The following is a 16,089-nucleotide window of genomic DNA, read 5'->3' on the forward strand; positions in this document are numbered from 1 at the left end:
GAGGTTCCGATATGTCCCACACGATCATCGTCGGCATCGACGGTTCCGACAACGCCGAATGCGCCCTGCAGTGGGCGATCACGCATGCACAGAAGACCTCCTCCGAGATCCGCATCGTCTCCGCCTACACCGTCCCCGGCGTCAATATGAGCCAGGCCGACATCGTCTACCCCGCCGACTTCGACAGCGCCGTGAAGAAGACCGTCGAAGACATCGCCGAGGCGGCCGCCGCCACCGTCACCAAGGCCGGCGTTCCCGTATCGACGACGATCGCGCCCGGTGACGCCTCCGGGGTCATGGTCGAGCATTCGAAGAACGCCGCCCTCGCCGTCGTCGGCGCCCGCGGTCGCGGCGGGTTCGCCGGTCGTCTACTCGGCTCCGTGGCCCTGGCGATGCCCGCGCACTCGCAGTGCCCCACCGTCGTCGTCCCGAGCACGTGGCCGACCCGGGTCATGCCGACGACTCCCCTGCCCGTCGACGATCCCGTCCGCACGACGCATGACCCCACCGCCGAGGCGGACCGACGAACCCGACCCGATTTCTCAGGGGAGGTCGTCGCCGCCGTCGATCCCTTCGAGACCGACACCCCGGTGCTGCGTGCCGCAGCCTCTCAGGCCGCGATCTACGGTGTTCCGCTGCGCCTCGTCGGAGTCACCGCCACGCACATCCTCTCGCCCGAGTGGATGCCCAGCGAGGAGCACCTCATCCGGATGTACGACGAAGCGGCGAAGTCCTTCACTGCCGCTGCCGACTCGCTGAAGGGCGACTTCCCCGATCTCGAGGTGCGGTACTCGGTCTTCGATGCTCCCGCCACCGAGGTGCTCGTGTCCGCCACATACACCGCCGATCTCATGGTCATCGGCTCCCGCGGCCGTGGCGGGTTCGTCGCCACCGTCCTCGGGTCGACGTCGCAGGGTGTGCTCTCGCATGCCGTGTGCCCGGTGCGGGTGGTGCGGGTCAACCGCCGACAGCCCGGGCGCCGCCGCTGAATCGCGCCTCACTCACCCGAGGGCGATGAACCCGATACCCAAGACCACGATGAGGGCACCGACGAGTTTGAGCACCACGTTCCTCTCCCCGAAGAACCACCAGGCCAGCAGGGTGCCGACAATGATCGAGGTCTCCCGCACGGGGGCCACGAGCGCCACCGGTGCCTGCTGCATCGCATAGAGGACGAGCACATACGCCAGGGGTGAGAGGATCGCCACGGTCACCAGCGCGCGCTTGTGGCTCGTCAGGATCTCTCTGAGATCGGCGCGCTTCTCCCGCCCGCCGGGAAGCGCGAAGGCTCCCGCGGTCATGATCAGCCCGACGCAGGCTTCGGAGACGGCGAAGTAGAGCAGCGGAGAGTCGCTGACATGGTTGACGGCGAAGTCGTCCCACAGCGTGTATGAGGCGATGAACGCCCCGATCAGCCCGCCCCACGCGAGCCCGCGGCGCAATCCGTGGCTGCTGGTGGGGCCGACCCCGCCGCGGGGACGGATCGTGACGACAGCTATCCCGGCGATGACGGTGAAGGCTCCGGCCGCCTCGGCGAGGGTGGGACGCTCACCGAGGAAGGCCACGGCGATGATGATCGTGACCACGGGCCCGGTGCCGCGCGCCGTCGGGTAGACGACGCCGAGCGGGGCGTGGTCATAGCCGGACTGCAAGGCCACGGAGTAGGCGATGTGGAAGACCGCGCTCAGCGCCGCCGCACCGACCAGACCCCAGTTCAGCGACTGGCCTCCGGTGGCGATGATGACGATTGCCAGCGGAGCGAGCAGGATCGCCGAGAGCCCGTGGTAGGCGAGCACGAAGGCAAAGCCCTTGCCGGTGACGGACTTCGCGGCGAGGTTCCATACGGCGTGGGCGACGGAGGCGATGAGGACGAGCCCGAGGACTGGGAAGGTCACCTCAGCACCGCCCTCTTCGGCACAGTCACAGTTTGATGGCGACGGTCTTCGTCTGCGTGTATTCGTCGAGAGCTTCGATGGACTTCTCGCGTCCGTAGCCGGACTTCTTGAACCCGCCGAAGGGCAGTTCGACTCCCCCGCCGGCACCGTAGGTGTTGACGAAGATCTGACCGGCGTCGACCTCGGCGGCCAGTCGGTGGGCACGGGAGATGTTCTGCGTCCACAGGGCCGAGACCAGACCGTAGTCGGTGCCGTTGGCCAGCGCCACGGCCTCATCGTCGTCGGCGAACGGCAGGGTCACGACGACGGGACCGAAGACCTCCTCCTGGGCGATCCGGGACGCCGGGTCGACGGAGTCGACGATGGTCGGGGTGATGAACGCCCCGGCCGCAAGGTCGTCGGCCAGCCCGTCGGGCCGTATTCCGCCGGTGACGATCTGCCCGGAACCGACCTCGGAGAGGAACCCGTCCACCCGCTCATGCTGCTTGGCCGAGATCAGGGGCCCGAGCAACGGGTCGTCGAGACCGTAGCCGATGGTCACCTGCGCCATGGCGGCGGCCATCTTCTCGACGACCTCGGCGTGGATGTCACGGTGGACGATGAGCCGGGACCCGGCCGAGCAGGTCTGCCCGGCGTTCTGGATGATGGAGCGCACCAGCGACGGGATCGCCGCATCGATATCGGCGTCGGAGAAGACGATGTTCGCGGACTTCCCACCGAGTTCGAGGACCGTGGGCACGACCCGATCGGCAGCGGCGTGGGCGATGGCCGAACCGGTCTGCGTCGATCCGACGAAGCCAAGATGTGCGACTCCGGGGTGGGCGCTCAGTGCCGCTCCCGCCTCGGCGCCGAGGCCGGTGACGACGTTGAAGGCTCCGGCCGGGAAGCCGACGGAGTGGATGAGTTCGGCCAGCCGTACGGTCGACCGCGGGGTCTCGTCCGCGGGTTTGGCGACGGCGCAGTTGCCGGTGGCCAGCGAGGTGGCGGCGGCACGGCCGATGAGCTGGAGCGGATAGTTCCAGGCCACGATGTGCCCCGTGACGCCGAAGGGTTCTCGGCGCGTGTAGACGTGCATGTCCTCGGCCAGCGGGATCGCGTGACCGTAATAGGACTCGATGGTGTGCCCGTAGAACTCGAAGTAACGGGCGCATACATCGACGTCGGCATAGGCCTGGGTGAGAGGTTTGCCCGTGTCCTCGGATTCGATGCGGGCCAGATCGTCGCGGTTGGCGGTGATGACGGCCGCGGTGGCGATGAGCAGACGGGAGCGCTGCTCGGGGCTCGAGCGCTTCCATTCCTGCTGCGCTTTCGCCGCAGCCTGCACCGCCCGGTCGACTTCATCGGCCCCGGCGCGGGCGATATCGCCGAGCTGGCCGCCGGTGGCCGGGTCGATATTGGCGTAGGTGAGCAGTGACGGCACATGCCGCCCGCCGATGAACGACGTCGTCTGCGTGATCTGTGCGCTCATGCTCAGGCCTCGAGTTCTGCAGGGGTGAAGAGGGGCAGGAAATCGCCGAGGTCGGCTCGGGTTCCCGAGGCGTCGATGTCCCCGGCGGCGAGCGCGGCCTGGAAGTCGGTGCGTCCGGTGACCAGGCCCAGCCACACCTCGGCGGAGGTCTCGACGACGTTCGGCGGGGTGCCGCGGGTGTGCCGAGGACCGGCGATGCACTGGGTGACGCCGAACGGCGGGACCCGGACTTCGACGCTGTTGCCTTCGGCGCGGGAAGCGAGCTCTTCGAGAGTGAAGCGCACTGCGGTGGCGGTGGTCGATCGGTCGGCCGGGGCCGCATCGAGCCTCGCCTGCGTCAGCCACAGCTCGAGTGCGCTGCGTCCCTGATCGGGGTCGATCCTTCTGCGAATCGCCATCAGTCCAGCTCCCTCCGTCGAATCTTCGCTATATCTTCCCCGAGTGACAGATCGCCGACAACGCTCGTCCGCCCCTCGGAATCCGTGCCCCCGGTGACCGGGTCCACGATGGCCTCGTAGAGGTCCTCGAGTTGCTCGTCGTACATCGCCGAACGCCGGTAGGCCTCCTCGAAGGCGCCCGCCTTCTCCAATAGGTTGAGTGCCACCCAACTAGTCGGCCGTGCCGACCCGTCGAGGCATTTCAGCGCCACCGAATATCCTGACTTCGTGGCCATGACTATGACACCCTCGGCCCCGCCTTTGGCGAAGATCCTAAGCCGTTCGATGACCGTCGAGTTCGGTCGCCCGTGGCCTTCGATGGCCCACGGGTCGGCGAAGACGGCGTCCATGAGGGTCCGCGCCTCGGCCTCGTATGTCGTCCACTCCCCCATCGCCGGGGCGGGGTCTTCCTCGCCTGCCGCGTCCCCTGCCGCACGGACGTCGGTCTCGGCGCTGCCCATCCGGATGACACGGCCGACCGCGCGGGCCAGACCGGTGAGGCTGAGCGCGAACACTGGGGCTCCGCAGCCGTCGATGCCGACCGCGGAGGGTTCCTCGGAGGCGAAGGCGGCGACCACCTCGGCGACCTTCTGCTGCACGGGGTGGTCCGGGGACAGATAGGTGGAGGTGTCGGCGCCGATGGCGCGGGCGGCGGCGAGGAACGCAGCGTGCTTGCCGGAGCAGTTGAAATACAGGGGCGAGCGCGGGTCGGTGTTTTCGTCCCCCTGCGCCCGTGCGCGTTCCTGCAGTTCGCGGCGGAAGGCCCCGTCGGCGGGATGGGCGGACGGGCACTGCAGGTCGGATACGCTCAGCCCTGCTGTCTCCAGCATCGATTCGACCACCTCGACGTGCCCGGCTTCGGACTTGTGCGAGGCGGCGGCCAGGGCCGCGGCGGGTCCGGTCAGCTGCGCCCCGAGGCTCATCGCCGCGATCGCCTGCAGCGGTTTGAGACTCGAGCGTGTGAACACTGCAGCATCGGGGGCGCCCAGACTGATCAGCGGTGATCCGTCCGGGTCGAGGACGACGGCGGACCCGATGTGTCGGGATTCGATGAAGCCGGAGCGCTCGACGACTGCGAGCTCGCCAGCCTGCGCGGGGGTGAAAGTCGAGAAGGTCACGCACTCAAGCCTACGACCCTTTAGGCTGGTGGCGTGAAGGTTCTTGTCATCGGTTCGGGCGCCCGTGAACACGCCCTTGTCCTCGCTCTCTCGCGCGACCCGCAGGTCGACGCCGTCATCGCTGCTCCCGGCAATCCCGGTATCGCGCAGATCGCCCACACCGAGGCGGTCGATGCCTCGGATGCCGCCGCCGTGACCGCGCTGGCTGAGACCCTCGACGTCGATCTCGTCGTCGTCGGGCCCGAAGCCCCGCTGGTCGCCGGAGTTGCGGATGCTCTGCGCGAAGCTTCCTTCCCCGTCTTCGGCCCCAGCGCGGAAGCCGCGCACCTCGAAGGTTCGAAGGCGTTCGCGAAGGAGGTCATGGAGTCCGCGAACGTGCCGACTGCACGTACGGTGGTCGCCTATTCGACCGACGAGGCGGCGGCCGCACTGCGCGAATTCGGCGCCCCGTACGTGGTCAAGGCCGACGGCCTGGCCGCCGGCAAGGGAGTCGTCGTCACCGATGACCTCGATGCCGCGCTGACGCATGCGAGCTCCTGCCTCGAGGTCTCCGACCGGGTCGTCATCGAAGACTATCTCGACGGCCCCGAGGTCTCCCTGTTCGTCCTCTGCGACGGCACGACCACCGTTCCCCTGGCCCCGGCTCAGGACTTCAAACGCATCGGAGACGGTGACACCGGCCCGAACACGGGCGGGATGGGCGCGTATTCGCCGCTGCCGTGGCTGCCTGCCGGCACCGTTGACGAGATCATCGACACCGTCGCCCAGCCCGTCGTCGATGAGATGGCCCGCCGCGGCACCCCGTTCACCGGGCTCCTCTACTGCGGCCTCGCGCTGACGTCGAAGGGTCTGCGCGTCATCGAGTTCAACGTCCGCTTCGGCGATCCGGAGACCCAGTCGGTGCTCGCCCGCCTGTCCAGCCCCCTGGGCCAGACGCTGCTCGCCGCTGCCGAGGGCCGCCTGAACGAGACCGCGCCCCTCGAATGGGATCCGCGCTCATCGGTGACAGTGGTCATGGCCGCCGAGAACTACCCGGGGACTCCGGGCACCGGAGACATCATCCGCGGACTCGACACCGTCGCGACACTGCCCGACGTCAGCGCCCTTCACGCGGGTACGAAACTCGCGACCGGTCCCAGCGGCGGATTCGCCCCCGAAGATGCCGTGATCACGAAGGACATCGCCGAGACCGGTGACATCGTCACCTCCGGCGGCCGCGTGCTCTCCGTCGTCTCCCTCGGCGACGACCTCGACGATGCGCGGGCGAAGGCCTATGCCGCGGTCGGCCAGATCAAGTGGGACGGTGAGCAGCACCGCACCGATATCGCCGAGGCGGCCGCCGCCGGACGTATCGAGCTCGCCTCCGGATACGCCGCCCCCGCACCGGTCGCCCCGGTGCTGCCGGGCTGGAAGCACGTGTATTCGGGGAAGGTCCGCGACCTCTACATTCCCGCCGACGCCGCCGATGCCGCGAGTGCCGAACAGCTGCTCATGGTCGCCTCGGACCGCATCTCCGCCTATGACTGGGTGCTCGACTCGGAGATCCCGGACAAGGGCAAGGTGCTCACCGGACTCAGCCTGTGGTGGTTCGATCAGCTCGCCGATGTCATCGGCAACCATGTCATCAGCTCAGACGTGCCCGAGGCCGTGGCCGGCCGCGGCCTCATCGTGCAGAACCTCTCCATGTTCCCCGTCGAGTGCGTGGCCCGCGGCTACCTCACCGGATCGGGAATGTCGGACTACCGGGCCACCGGGTCCGTGTGCGGCATCCAGCTGCCGGCCGGACTCGTCGAGGCCGATCGCCTCGAGCCTCCGATCTTCACTCCGGCGACGAAGGCCGAGCTCGGCGAACACGATGAGAACGTCAGCTTCGAGGCCGTCGCCGAGACCGTCGGGACCGAGACCGCAGAGAGGCTGCGCGACCTGACCGTGGAGATCTACCAGCGTGCCGAGCAGATCGCCCGGGAACGCGGGATCATCCTCGCCGACACGAAGTTCGAGTTCGGGACCCTGCCCGACGGCACGATTGTCCTCGGCGACGAAGTGCTCACCCCGGACTCCTCCCGCTTCTGGGACGCCGAGGGCTATGAGGCAGGCAAGGCTCAGTCGAGCTTCGACAAGCAGTTCGTCCGCGATTGGCTGACCGAAGAATCCGGCTGGGACAAGGCATCGGACACGCCTCCCCCGGCGCTGCCCGCCGAGGTGGTCGAGAAGACCCGTGCCCGCTATATCGAGGCTTTCGAGAAGCTCACCGGAGAGACCTTCCCCGGCTGAAGCGCTCAGTTCTCAACCCCACAGAAGCCGCGGGGCATCGACGACAAGTCGGTGCCCCGCGGCTTCACCATTGCCGCCAACGACTCCTGTGCGAATATCGCAGTGTGAGACGCTGAATCAGCGCTGCTGACAATCCGTGTTGCAGTTTCCCTCACTTGACGCATATTTCTGCAACGGAATCAGTGGAATCACGGGAGATGTTCCGCTAAGGTGACTTCACAGTGATCCACAACACACTCAGAGAGCGGGCTCGGCAATCCGCCTCTGCCACGACACTGCAGTCGGGAGGCAGCATTGGACCTCGATATCCTCGATGTCACGATCTTCGACGGTGAGGCTCTGCGCGCCGAGGATCGCGTGAGCATCCGCGACGGGATCATCACCGAGATCGGCACCGGACCCGCAGCTGTGCCCGCGTCGCGCACGATCAAAGCCGCCGGGAAGCTGCTCACTCCCGGCTTCGTCGATGCGCATGTGCACACGACCTTCGGCGGTCAGGAGGCCCTGGCCTGCGATATCAGCGGAGCGGACAGCATCGAGGCCGCGCTGCAGATGGTCCGCGACTATGTCGCCGACACGAACCGTGATGACGGCGCGACCGACCCTGCGAACGACTGGGTCATCGGCGGCGGCTGGTCCATGGCCCACTTCCCCGGAGGCGACCCCACCGCCGACATCCTCGACGAGGCCTGCCCCGATCGGCCGGCGATCCTCCTCAGCGCCGACCACCATTCGGCATGGGTGAACACGCAGGCGATGACCGCAGCCGGACTCGACGAGACGTCCACGGCACCTGCCGGCGGCGTCATCGTCGCCGATTCCGCGGGCCGCCCCACCGGGTGCCTGCACGAATCGGCCATCGACCTCGTCTCCGCCCACGTCCCCGCCGCCTCCGAGGAGGAGGTCCTGGCCGGTCTGCGCGAAGGTCAGCGCTACCTCAACTCCCTCGGCGTGACCGCATGGATGGACGCCATCGTCGGCGACTACGGCGGCCACCGCGACCCGTACGACACCTACGTCGGCGCATCGGAATCCGGCGAGCTCCGGTCAGAGGTCGTCGGCAGCCTGTGGTGGCCGCGCGGAGTCGAGGACATCGACGCCGAGGTGGCCCGACTGACCGATCTCGCACGCTCCGACGGACGCTTCCGCGCCACCTCGGTGAAGTTCATGCTCGACGGGATCGTCGAGTCCCGGACCGCGGCGATGACGACCGAATACACGTGCACCTGCGGTGGCTTCGGGACGAGCTATTTCACTCGCGACCACCTCGAGGCCTCGTTCGCGGCCCTCGATGCGGCCGGCTTCGACATCCACTGCCATGCGATCGGCGATGCTGCAGTCAAGGCCGCCCTCGACGCTTTCGAGACCGTCCGCAGCCAGGGCACGGCCGGCACCGGGACGACCGGCGCAGCTGACACCGGCGAACGCCGTCACCATATCGCCCACGTCCAGGTCGTCGATCCCGCCGATGTCCCCCGCTTCGCCGAACTCGGCGTCACCGCGAACCTGCAGGCGCTGTGGGCCTGCTATGACGAGCAGATGATCGACCTCAACCTGCCGTTCCTCGGTGCCGAGCGCAGCGGCTGGCTCTATCCCTTCGGGTCCCTCAACCGCTCCGGCACCCATCTGGCGATGGGTTCGGACTGGCCGGTATCAACGGCGAACCCGTGGGACGCGATCCATGTCGCGCTCAATCGCTCGCACCCGACCGCCGCGGATGAGTCGCCGCTGCTGCCCGACGAGGCGATCGACCTGACGACGGCGCTGCGTGCCTACACCGCAGGTTCGGCACACCTGCTGCGCTCGGCCGACAACGGCCACATCCGCACCGGTCAGCCGGCCAACCTCGCCTTGGCCAGCGCCAACCCGTTCACGCTGCCGCCGACCGATATCGCGGAGATCACGAACGAACTGACGATCTGCGACGGGCGCATCGTCCACGACGCCCTGCTGCCTCGAACACCGGCACCGACCACGCCGTCCGCCCCGACCGCCACCGGCTCAGCCAGCTGAAGACGAAAGGCCATCATGACCAGTACAGCCACCTCGACGCCGTCTGCGGAGACCGGACTCGACCACCTCGAGATCAAGGGTGTGAAGAAGGTCTTCGGCGACAACACCGCCATCGAACGCCTCGATCTGAACGTCCGCAAGGGCGAATTCCTCTCCCTGCTCGGCCCCTCCGGCTGCGGAAAGACCACCCTGCTGCGGATGATCGCCGGCTTCGAGACCCCCACCGACGGTGCGATCCTGCTCGCCGGCAAGGACATCGTGTCCCTGCCCCCGCACCGCCGACCGGTCAACACGGTGTTCCAGTCCTACCTGCTGTTCCCGCATATGAACATCGCCGACAACATCGCCTACGGACTCAAGCAGGCGAAGGTCCCGAAACCGGAGATCGCGCAGCGCGTCCGCGATGCCCTCGCCCTTGTGCAGATGGAGGACTTCGCCGGGCGCAAACCCGAACAGCTCTCCGGCGGTCAGCAGCAGCGCATCGCCCTGGCCCGGGCGCTGGTCAACCGGCCGCAGGTCCTCCTTCTCGACGAGCCGATGTCGGCGCTCGATCGGAAGCTGCGGGAGGAGATGCAGCTCGAGCTCAAACGCCTCCACACGAAGCTCGACACGACCTTCGTCTTCGTAACCCACGATCAGGATGAGGCGCTGGCGATGAGCGATCGCATCGTCGTCATGTACGACGGCGTCATCCAGCAGATCGGCTCCGGTGAGGACATCTACGCGAACCCGCACAACGGCTTCGTCGCCGGCTTCATCGGCAAGCAGAACTTCATCTCCGCCGAGGTGGCGTCCACCGATTCGACGACCGCGACCCTGCGCACGGCTAACGCTGTGCTCACAGCCCCGACGCTGACACTCAAACCGGCCACCGCCGCCGGTGAACCCCGGAATCTCGAGGTCGGCGACCGAGTGCGCGCAGCCATCCGTCCCGAACGGATGCACGTCGCCCCCGCAGGCGAGAGCTCCGGAGAGGCGAACACGGCCCGCGGCTCCGTGATCTCGTATTCGTTCCTCGGCGACGTCATCCAGTACATGATCGTCGTCGGTGACAACGACGAGATCCTCGCCCGCGTGCCTGCCGCCGGGCGGGAGCCGATCAGCGCTGGCACCGAGGTGGAGCTGAGCTGGAATGCCGACGCCGTCGCCGTGTATGACCGTGAGCCGAGCGCGGTCGCGTCCCTCCTCGAAGGCGGTGCCTGAAATGGCCCGGAAGAGACCCGATGTGACGTTCCTGGCCCCGCGGGCCGCCTCGGCGAGGTTGAGCCGGCGAGCGCTGCTGGCCGGATTCGGTGTCGTCGGGCTCGGGGCACTGAGCGCGTGCGGCAAGAACACGAAGATGGCGGCATCGCCGCCGACCGACGGAAAGCTCGAATCGAAGCTCAACCTCTACTCGTGGGGCGACTACGACAATCCCGAACTTCTCGACGCCTTCAAATCCCAGAACGACATCCTCGTCCAGGTCGACGCCTACGGATCGAACGAGGAGCTCGTGGCGAAGCTCTCGACCTCACGCGGGACGTCCGGCTACGACGTGGTCGTGCCGACGGGGTCGAACATTCCGCAGATGCTCGAACATGACCTGCTCCAGGAGCTCGACCTCACCCTGATCCCGAACTTCGAGCATATGGATCCGAACTTCACTCATCAGTACTTCGACCCGGACAACACGTACTCGATCTGCAAGGCGTGGGGCACCACCGGTTTCGTCTACAACACGAAGAAGATCACCCGGGAGCTGACCAGCTGGCAGGACTTCCTCGATGCCGCACAGAAGGAAGCGGCCGGCACGACCGCTCTGCTCGAGGACCCATGGGAGGTCTCGGCGATCGCTCTGGCTGCACAAGGTTTCAGCCTCAACACTCAGGACGAAGGAGAGCTCGACAAGGCTCGGAAGATCATCGTCGACGATCTGGCCCCGAACGTGAAGGCCTATGTCGGCAACGCCGCCACGAGCATGATTCAGGGTAGCTTCACCCTTCTGCACGCCTTCAACGGCGACGCCCGGCAGGGCCTGACCGAGGTCAAGGACCCGGAGAATTGGAAGTTCGTCTTCCCGACCCCCTCGGCGAATCTGTGGATGGACTGCTGGGCGATCGCCACCGGCGCCCCGCACCCGGATTCCGCTCACGCCTTCATCAACCACATGATCTCGCCGGACACTGCAGTCGACCAGCTCGACTACATCGGCTACCCGATCGGAACGAAGGGCCTGGCCGAGCAGGCGAAGAAGGCCGACCTCGACCAACAGGACCTCATCTTCCCGGCACAGAAGGTCCTCGACCGTCTCGAACCGAGCAAGCAGACTCCGGCCGATCAGATTCGGACGAAGATCCTCACCGACGCCCAGGCCAGGAGCGGAGCATGAGCACTCAGACCCGACCGCAGCAGCCACGACCGAAGAAACCGGCGACAAAGTTCTTCGGTCCGGCGGCCATGTCGTTTCCGACATGGGCCTATGCGCTGTTCTTCTTCATCATTCCCCTCGCCCTCATCGTCTTCTACAGCTTCGGGTACAAGCCCGACCAGTTCACGGCCATCGCCACCGATCGCCTGTCGTTCGGTCGGTACCCGGAAGCGATGAGCGCAAGCTTCGTCTCGACCTTCTTCGCGACGCTGCGCATCTCGCTGCTCGGCACCCTGCTGTGCCTGATCATCGCCCTGCCGTTCGCGTACTGGCTGGCGATCAAGGTTGCGCCCGCCCGCAGGTCGCTGGCTCTGGCCCTGGTGATGGTGCCGTTCTGGACGAACTTCCTCGTGCGCACCCTCGGCTGGCAGATCATGCTCTCCCCCGACGGGTTCCTGTCGAACTGGCTGCAGGGGCTCGGGCTGCTCGACGGACCTCTCGACATCCTCTACACGCGGACGGCGGTGCAGATCGGCGTCGTCTACAACTATCTGCCGCTGATGATCCTGCCGCTGTTCGTCGCCATCGACGCCTCGGGCAAGAAGCTGCGCGAAGCCAGCTACGACCTCGGCGCGGGGAAGGTGAAGACCTTCATGCGGGTCACGCTGCCGATGGCGATGCCCGGGGTCGTCTCCGGCTGCCTGCTCGTGTTCATCCCGCTCAACGGCGACTACGTCACCGCGACCGTCCTCGGAGGAGCGAGCGGCTCCATGGTCGGTCAGCTCATCGCCAATCAGTTCAACACCGCACAGAACTGGGCGGTCGGAGCGGCCATGGCGATGATCCTCATCATCTCCACCTTGGCCGTCGTCGGGGTCGGCTTCGCACTGCTCAAACTCGGGCAGGCGATCACGGCCAAATTGAACAGTGTTCCGCTGCATGACGGGAGGGCCTGAGATGCCGAAGAAGAACACTTTCGCACGTCGGACTCCGACCGATATCGCCCTGCACGTCTGGGGCATCCTCGTCTTCATCTACCTGTTCGTGCCGATCGCGGTGATCATCGCCTATTCGTTCAACAACGGCAAGGTGCTCGCGAACTTCCGCGGCTTCGGCCTGCACGCCTACATCAGCGGCATCAACAACGACATCATCGTCTCCTCCATCGTCACGAGCCTGCAGGCCGCTGTCGGCACCGCCATCGTCTCGACGATCTTCGGCACCCTCGGCGGAGTCGCTCTGGCCCGGGCCAAAAGGGGCGCTTGGTGGGCACTCGGATTGACCGCGATCCTCGGACTGACCCTGGTCACCCCCGAGATCGTCGACGGCATCTCCTTCCTGCCGTGGTTCGTCACCGTCGGCGTCGATTGGGGAATCACCCCGCTCAACAACGGCCTGGTCAGGCTCATCATCTCGCATGCGATGTTCTCCATGGCGATCGTGACGTTCATCGTCAGGGCCCGGCTCGCCGGAATGGACACCCAGCTCGAGGATGCCGCCGCCGACCTCGGTGCCACCCCGTGGAATCGGTTCAAGGACATCACGCTGCCCATTGCGGCCCCCGGCATCCTCGCCGGTGCTCTGATGTCGTTCACCGTCAGCCTCGACAACACGATCCTCTCGAGCTTCGTCCAACAGCCGGGCTACACCCCGTGGCCGGTCTACATCTTCTCCGCCGTCCGCGTGGCCCTGCGCCCCGAGGTCGCGGCGATGTCGACGGTGATGTTCGTGCTCACCCTCGCCGCGCTCGGTTTCGTCGGCTTCGTCCTGCGCAGGGCCGGCGGGAACGCCACGGAGATCATCAAGACGATGGCCGCATGAGGCGCCCCATCACCGAGGCGGCCCCGAAGTTCGCCGGCTCGTGCCGGCCCGCCGTTCCGCACCACCCCGCACCTGCTCACCTGGCAGAGTGCCAACCGACCGCACCGCGAAGAAAGTGAAGTGACATGGACGTCAATGCCGCATTGGCCGACGCCTCGACCATTCCGTTCTGGCTCGACACCGACCTCCGTCCGAAGCCGCTGCCGCCGCTGCAGGAGAATCGAGAAACCGACCTCCTCGTCGTCGGCGGCGGGTTCACGGGTCTGTGGACCGCTCTGCAGGCCAAGGAGCGGGACCCGAACCGTCGGGTCGTGCTCGTCGAGGCGAACTCGATCGGGTGGGCCGCCTCGGGGCGCAATGGCGGATTCTGCGCGGCCAGCCTCACTCACGGCTACGACAACGGGGAAGCTCACCTGCCGGAGGAGAACGATCGGCTCGCGCAGCTGGGCCGGGAGAACCTCGACGCCATCGAAGCAGCGGTGGCGAAGTACGGGATGGACGTCGAGTTCGAACGCACGGGCGAACTCGATGTCGCCACCGAGGACTACCAGGTCGCCGAGCTGCGGAAGGCCCATGATCCGGAATCCGGTTTCATCTTCCTCGACCAGCAGGAGCTCGCGGGGATCATCAAGTCGCCGACGTACAAAGGTGCGCTGTGGGATTCTCGCGAGGTCGCGCTCGTCCATCCGGCGAAGTTGTGCTGGGAGCTGCTGCGGGTCATCCGCGAACTCGGGGTCGAGGTCTATGAGGGTACGAAGGTCACCGATGTCAGCGACGCGAAGACGAGCGTGCGAGTCCAGACCCGCGTGACCGCGGAGACGCTCGAGGACTGCGCGGCCGCTCAGTGCAGCCAGGTCACGGCGAAGCGGGTGGCCCTGGCGACGAATGTGTTCCCCTCGCTCCTCAAGCGGGTGAGTCTGCATACGGTTCCCGTCTACGACTATGCGCTGATGACCGAGCCGTTGAACAACGAGCAGATGGCTGCGATCGGATGGGAGGGCCGTCAGGGCATCGGCGACTGTGCGAACAGATTCCACTACTACCGGCTGAGCGCTGACAACCGGATCCTCTTCGGCGGTTGGGACGCCGTCTACCACTTCGGGCGGCAGCTGTCGTGGAGATACGATCAGCGGCCCGAGACCTTCGAGACCCTCGCCGAGCACTTCTTCGAAACCTTTCCGCAGCTAGAAGGGCTGAAGTTCTCCCACAAATGGGGCGGACCGATCGACACCTGTTCACGGTTCTTCTCGTTCTTCACCAGCGCCTATGGGAAGAAGGTCGCCATGGCTGCGGGGTTCACCGGCCTCGGGGTGGGTGCGTCTCGGTTCGCTGGAACAGTCATGCTCGATCTGCTCTCCGGTGAGGACACCGAACTGACCGAGCTCGAGATGGTGCGCAAGCTGCCCCTGCCGTTCCCGCCCGAGCCGATGGCGTGGCTGGGCATCAAGATGACGACGAATGCGCTGATCAAGGCCGATGAGAACGAGGGTCGTCGCGGTCCTCTGCTCAAAGTCCTCGATGCAGTGGGCATGGGCTTCGATTCCTGAGGGCTCCGGCCTGTCCGACGACCGGACCGCGGGCGGGGAATTCGGCCGTGGTTGGTAGACTCTGGGTGAGCGCGGGAGGAACTCCCGAACACTTTCACAAAGGAGCAGTACACGCATGGCACGTGTCGTCGTTGAGGTGATGCCCAAACCCGAGATCCTTGACCCCCAGGGCAAGGCGATCTCCGGCGGACTGACCCGTCTGGGCTTCACCGGGTTCGGTGAGGTTCGTCAGGGCAAGAGGTTCGAACTCGAGGTTGACGGCGAAGCCACCGAGGAGGTCCTCGCCCAGGCACGCGAAGCCGCAGAGAAGCTTCTGTCGAATCCCGTGATCGAAAACGTTGTGGCAGTCCGCGTGGCCGAGGACGCATCGTGACCGCTGTCGCGGCTGATCCCACCGCCGAGGCGACCGCAGAGTCCGGTGTCTCCGTCGGAGTCGTCACGTTCCCCGGAACTCTCGATGACCGCGATGCCGCTCGCGCCGTGCGTCTGGCCGGTGCGAACCCGGTGAACCTGTGGCACGCGGATTCGACCCTGTCCGGAGTCGACGCCGTCATCCTGCCCGGCGGTTTCTCGTATGGTGACTACCTGCGCTGCGGTGCGATCGCCGGATTCGCTCCGATCATGGAGTCCGTCGTGGCCGCGGCGAATGCCGGTATGCCGGTGCTCGGCATCTGCAACGGCTTCCAGATCCTCTGCGAATCCCGTCTGCTGCCCGGTGCGCTCATCCGCAACGATCACCAGCATTTCATCTGCCGCGACCAGGACCTGGTCGTGGAGAACGCGAACACCGCGTGGACGAGCGACTATGAGCAGGGTCAGACGATCCGCATTCCGCTGAAGAACGGTGAGGGCGGGTTCGTCGCCACCGACGAGGTGCTCGACGAGCTCGAGTCCACCGGACGCGTGGTCTTCCGGTACCAGGGCTTCAACCCGAACGGGTCTCTGCGAGACATCGCCGGAATCACGAACGAAGCAGGCAACGTCGTCGGCCTCATGCCGCACCCCGAACACGCCGTCGAGACCGGCTTCGGCCCCGAGTCCGGCGGCGGAATCGACGGTCAGGGGTTCTTCTCCTCGGCCGTGCGCACGCTCGTCGCCAAGGGCTGAGCCGACCGGCTGCCGCGGAGAAACCGACAGACGAACGACGCCGGGTCCTTGACTCAGAACCA

Annotated in this window: 14 protein-coding genes; 10 read left to right on the plus strand and 4 right to left on the minus strand. The window is 66.6% G+C overall.

What is annotated here, in order from left to right; translation table 11 throughout:
• Window positions 1–11: 11 nt before the first annotated feature.
• Window positions 12–989, plus strand: coding sequence for a universal stress protein (locus ACU4IU_RS05315; RefSeq protein WP_139907004.1), 978 nt, complete (start codon window positions 12–14; stop codon window positions 987–989).
• A gap of 12 nt (window positions 990–1,001) precedes the next feature.
• Here ACU4IU_RS05315 and ACU4IU_RS05320 read toward each other — a convergent pair whose 3' ends face one another.
• The 4 genes from ACU4IU_RS05320 to ACU4IU_RS05335 are packed head-to-tail and all read right to left on the minus strand — an operon-like array spanning window position 1,002 to window position 4,918.
• Window positions 1,002–1,895, minus strand: coding sequence for an EamA family transporter (locus ACU4IU_RS05320; protein WP_446656064.1), 894 nt, complete (start codon window positions 1,893–1,895; stop codon window positions 1,002–1,004).
• Window positions 1,896–1,920: 25 nt separating this feature from the next.
• A complete protein-coding gene (locus ACU4IU_RS05325) occupies window positions 1,921–3,363 on the minus strand; it encodes an aldehyde dehydrogenase family protein (RefSeq protein ID WP_446656065.1) in 1,443 nt (480 codons plus the stop codon).
• Between the two features lie 2 nt (window positions 3,364–3,365).
• Window positions 3,366–3,761: a sterol carrier family protein gene (locus ACU4IU_RS05330; protein WP_172175334.1), complete on the minus strand. Its 396-nt coding sequence runs from the start codon at window positions 3,759–3,761 to the stop codon at window positions 3,366–3,368.
• Window positions 3,761–4,918, minus strand: coding sequence for an asparaginase (locus ACU4IU_RS05335; RefSeq protein ID WP_446656066.1), 1,158 nt, complete (start codon window positions 4,916–4,918; stop codon window positions 3,761–3,763). Before ACU4IU_RS05335 ends, ACU4IU_RS05330 begins: the two co-directional genes overlap by 1 nt.
• Before the next feature lie 33 nt (window positions 4,919–4,951).
• Between ACU4IU_RS05335 and purD the strand changes: the two genes are divergently transcribed.
• The 9 genes from purD (at window position 4,952) to purQ (ending at window position 16,027) form a co-directional block, all read left to right on the plus strand.
• A complete protein-coding gene (gene purD / locus ACU4IU_RS05340; protein WP_446656067.1) occupies window positions 4,952–7,192 on the plus strand; it encodes a phosphoribosylamine--glycine ligase in 2,241 nt (746 codons plus the stop codon).
• A gap of 294 nt (window positions 7,193–7,486) precedes the next feature.
• Window positions 7,487–9,205: an amidohydrolase gene (locus tag ACU4IU_RS05345; RefSeq protein ID WP_446656068.1), complete on the plus strand. Its 1,719-nt coding sequence runs from the start codon at window positions 7,487–7,489 to the stop codon at window positions 9,203–9,205.
• A gap of 15 nt (window positions 9,206–9,220) precedes the next feature.
• A complete protein-coding gene (locus ACU4IU_RS05350) occupies window positions 9,221–10,408 on the plus strand; it encodes an ABC transporter ATP-binding protein (protein WP_446656069.1) in 1,188 nt (395 codons plus the stop codon).
• A gap of 1 nt (window position 10,409) precedes the next feature.
• Entirely contained in the window at window positions 10,410–11,573 is a 1,164-nt protein-coding gene (locus ACU4IU_RS05355) for a polyamine ABC transporter substrate-binding protein (protein WP_181272281.1), read from the plus strand.
• On the plus strand, window positions 11,570–12,508 hold the full coding sequence (locus tag ACU4IU_RS05360; protein WP_139470422.1) for an ABC transporter permease: 939 nt from the start codon (window positions 11,570–11,572) through the stop codon (window positions 12,506–12,508). Before ACU4IU_RS05355 ends, ACU4IU_RS05360 begins: the two co-directional genes overlap by 4 nt.
• A 1-nt stretch (window position 12,509) precedes the next feature.
• Window positions 12,510–13,373 (plus strand): ABC transporter permease, encoded by an 864-nt coding sequence (locus ACU4IU_RS05365; RefSeq protein WP_446656070.1) that lies wholly within the window; start codon window positions 12,510–12,512, stop codon window positions 13,371–13,373.
• Between the two features lie 125 nt (window positions 13,374–13,498).
• A complete protein-coding gene (locus ACU4IU_RS05370; RefSeq protein ID WP_446656071.1) occupies window positions 13,499–14,920 on the plus strand; it encodes an NAD(P)/FAD-dependent oxidoreductase in 1,422 nt (473 codons plus the stop codon).
• 115 nt (window positions 14,921–15,035) lie between these two features.
• Window positions 15,036–15,293 (plus strand): phosphoribosylformylglycinamidine synthase subunit PurS, encoded by a 258-nt coding sequence (purS, locus tag ACU4IU_RS05375; protein ID WP_025780534.1) that lies wholly within the window; start codon window positions 15,036–15,038, stop codon window positions 15,291–15,293.
• Window positions 15,290–16,027 (plus strand): phosphoribosylformylglycinamidine synthase subunit PurQ, encoded by a 738-nt coding sequence (gene purQ / locus ACU4IU_RS05380; protein WP_139470425.1) that lies wholly within the window; start codon window positions 15,290–15,292, stop codon window positions 16,025–16,027. Before purS ends, purQ begins: the two co-directional genes overlap by 4 nt.
• Window positions 16,028–16,089: the final 62 nt, after the last annotated feature.

The sequence above is a fragment of the Brevibacterium sp. CSND-B09 genome, from assembly GCF_052906525.1.

Bases quoted from the DNA above. Each gene is read 5' to 3' on its own strand.
- ACU4IU_RS05355 (WP_181272281.1), top strand. From the start codon at position 10,410: ATGGCCCGGAAGAGACCCGATGTGACGTTCCTGGCCCCGCGGGCCGCC.
- ACU4IU_RS05365 (WP_446656070.1), top strand. From the start codon at position 12,510: ATGCCGAAGAAGAACACTTTCGCACGTCGGACTCCGACCGATATCGCC.
- ACU4IU_RS05360 (WP_139470422.1), top strand. From the start codon at position 11,570: ATGAGCACTCAGACCCGACCGCAGCAGCCACGACCGAAGAAACCGGCG.
- purS (WP_025780534.1), top strand. From the start codon at position 15,036: ATGGCACGTGTCGTCGTTGAGGTGATGCCCAAACCCGAGATCCTTGAC.
- ACU4IU_RS05330 (WP_172175334.1), bottom strand. From the start codon at position 3,761: ATGGCGATTCGCAGAAGGATCGACCCCGATCAGGGACGCAGCGCACTC.
- ACU4IU_RS05350 (WP_446656069.1), top strand. From the start codon at position 9,221: ATGACCAGTACAGCCACCTCGACGCCGTCTGCGGAGACCGGACTCGAC.
- ACU4IU_RS05315 (WP_139907004.1), top strand. From the start codon at position 12: ATGTCCCACACGATCATCGTCGGCATCGACGGTTCCGACAACGCCGAA.
- ACU4IU_RS05370 (WP_446656071.1), top strand. From the start codon at position 13,499: ATGGACGTCAATGCCGCATTGGCCGACGCCTCGACCATTCCGTTCTGG.
- ACU4IU_RS05325 (WP_446656065.1), bottom strand. From the start codon at position 3,363: ATGAGCGCACAGATCACGCAGACGACGTCGTTCATCGGCGGGCGGCAT.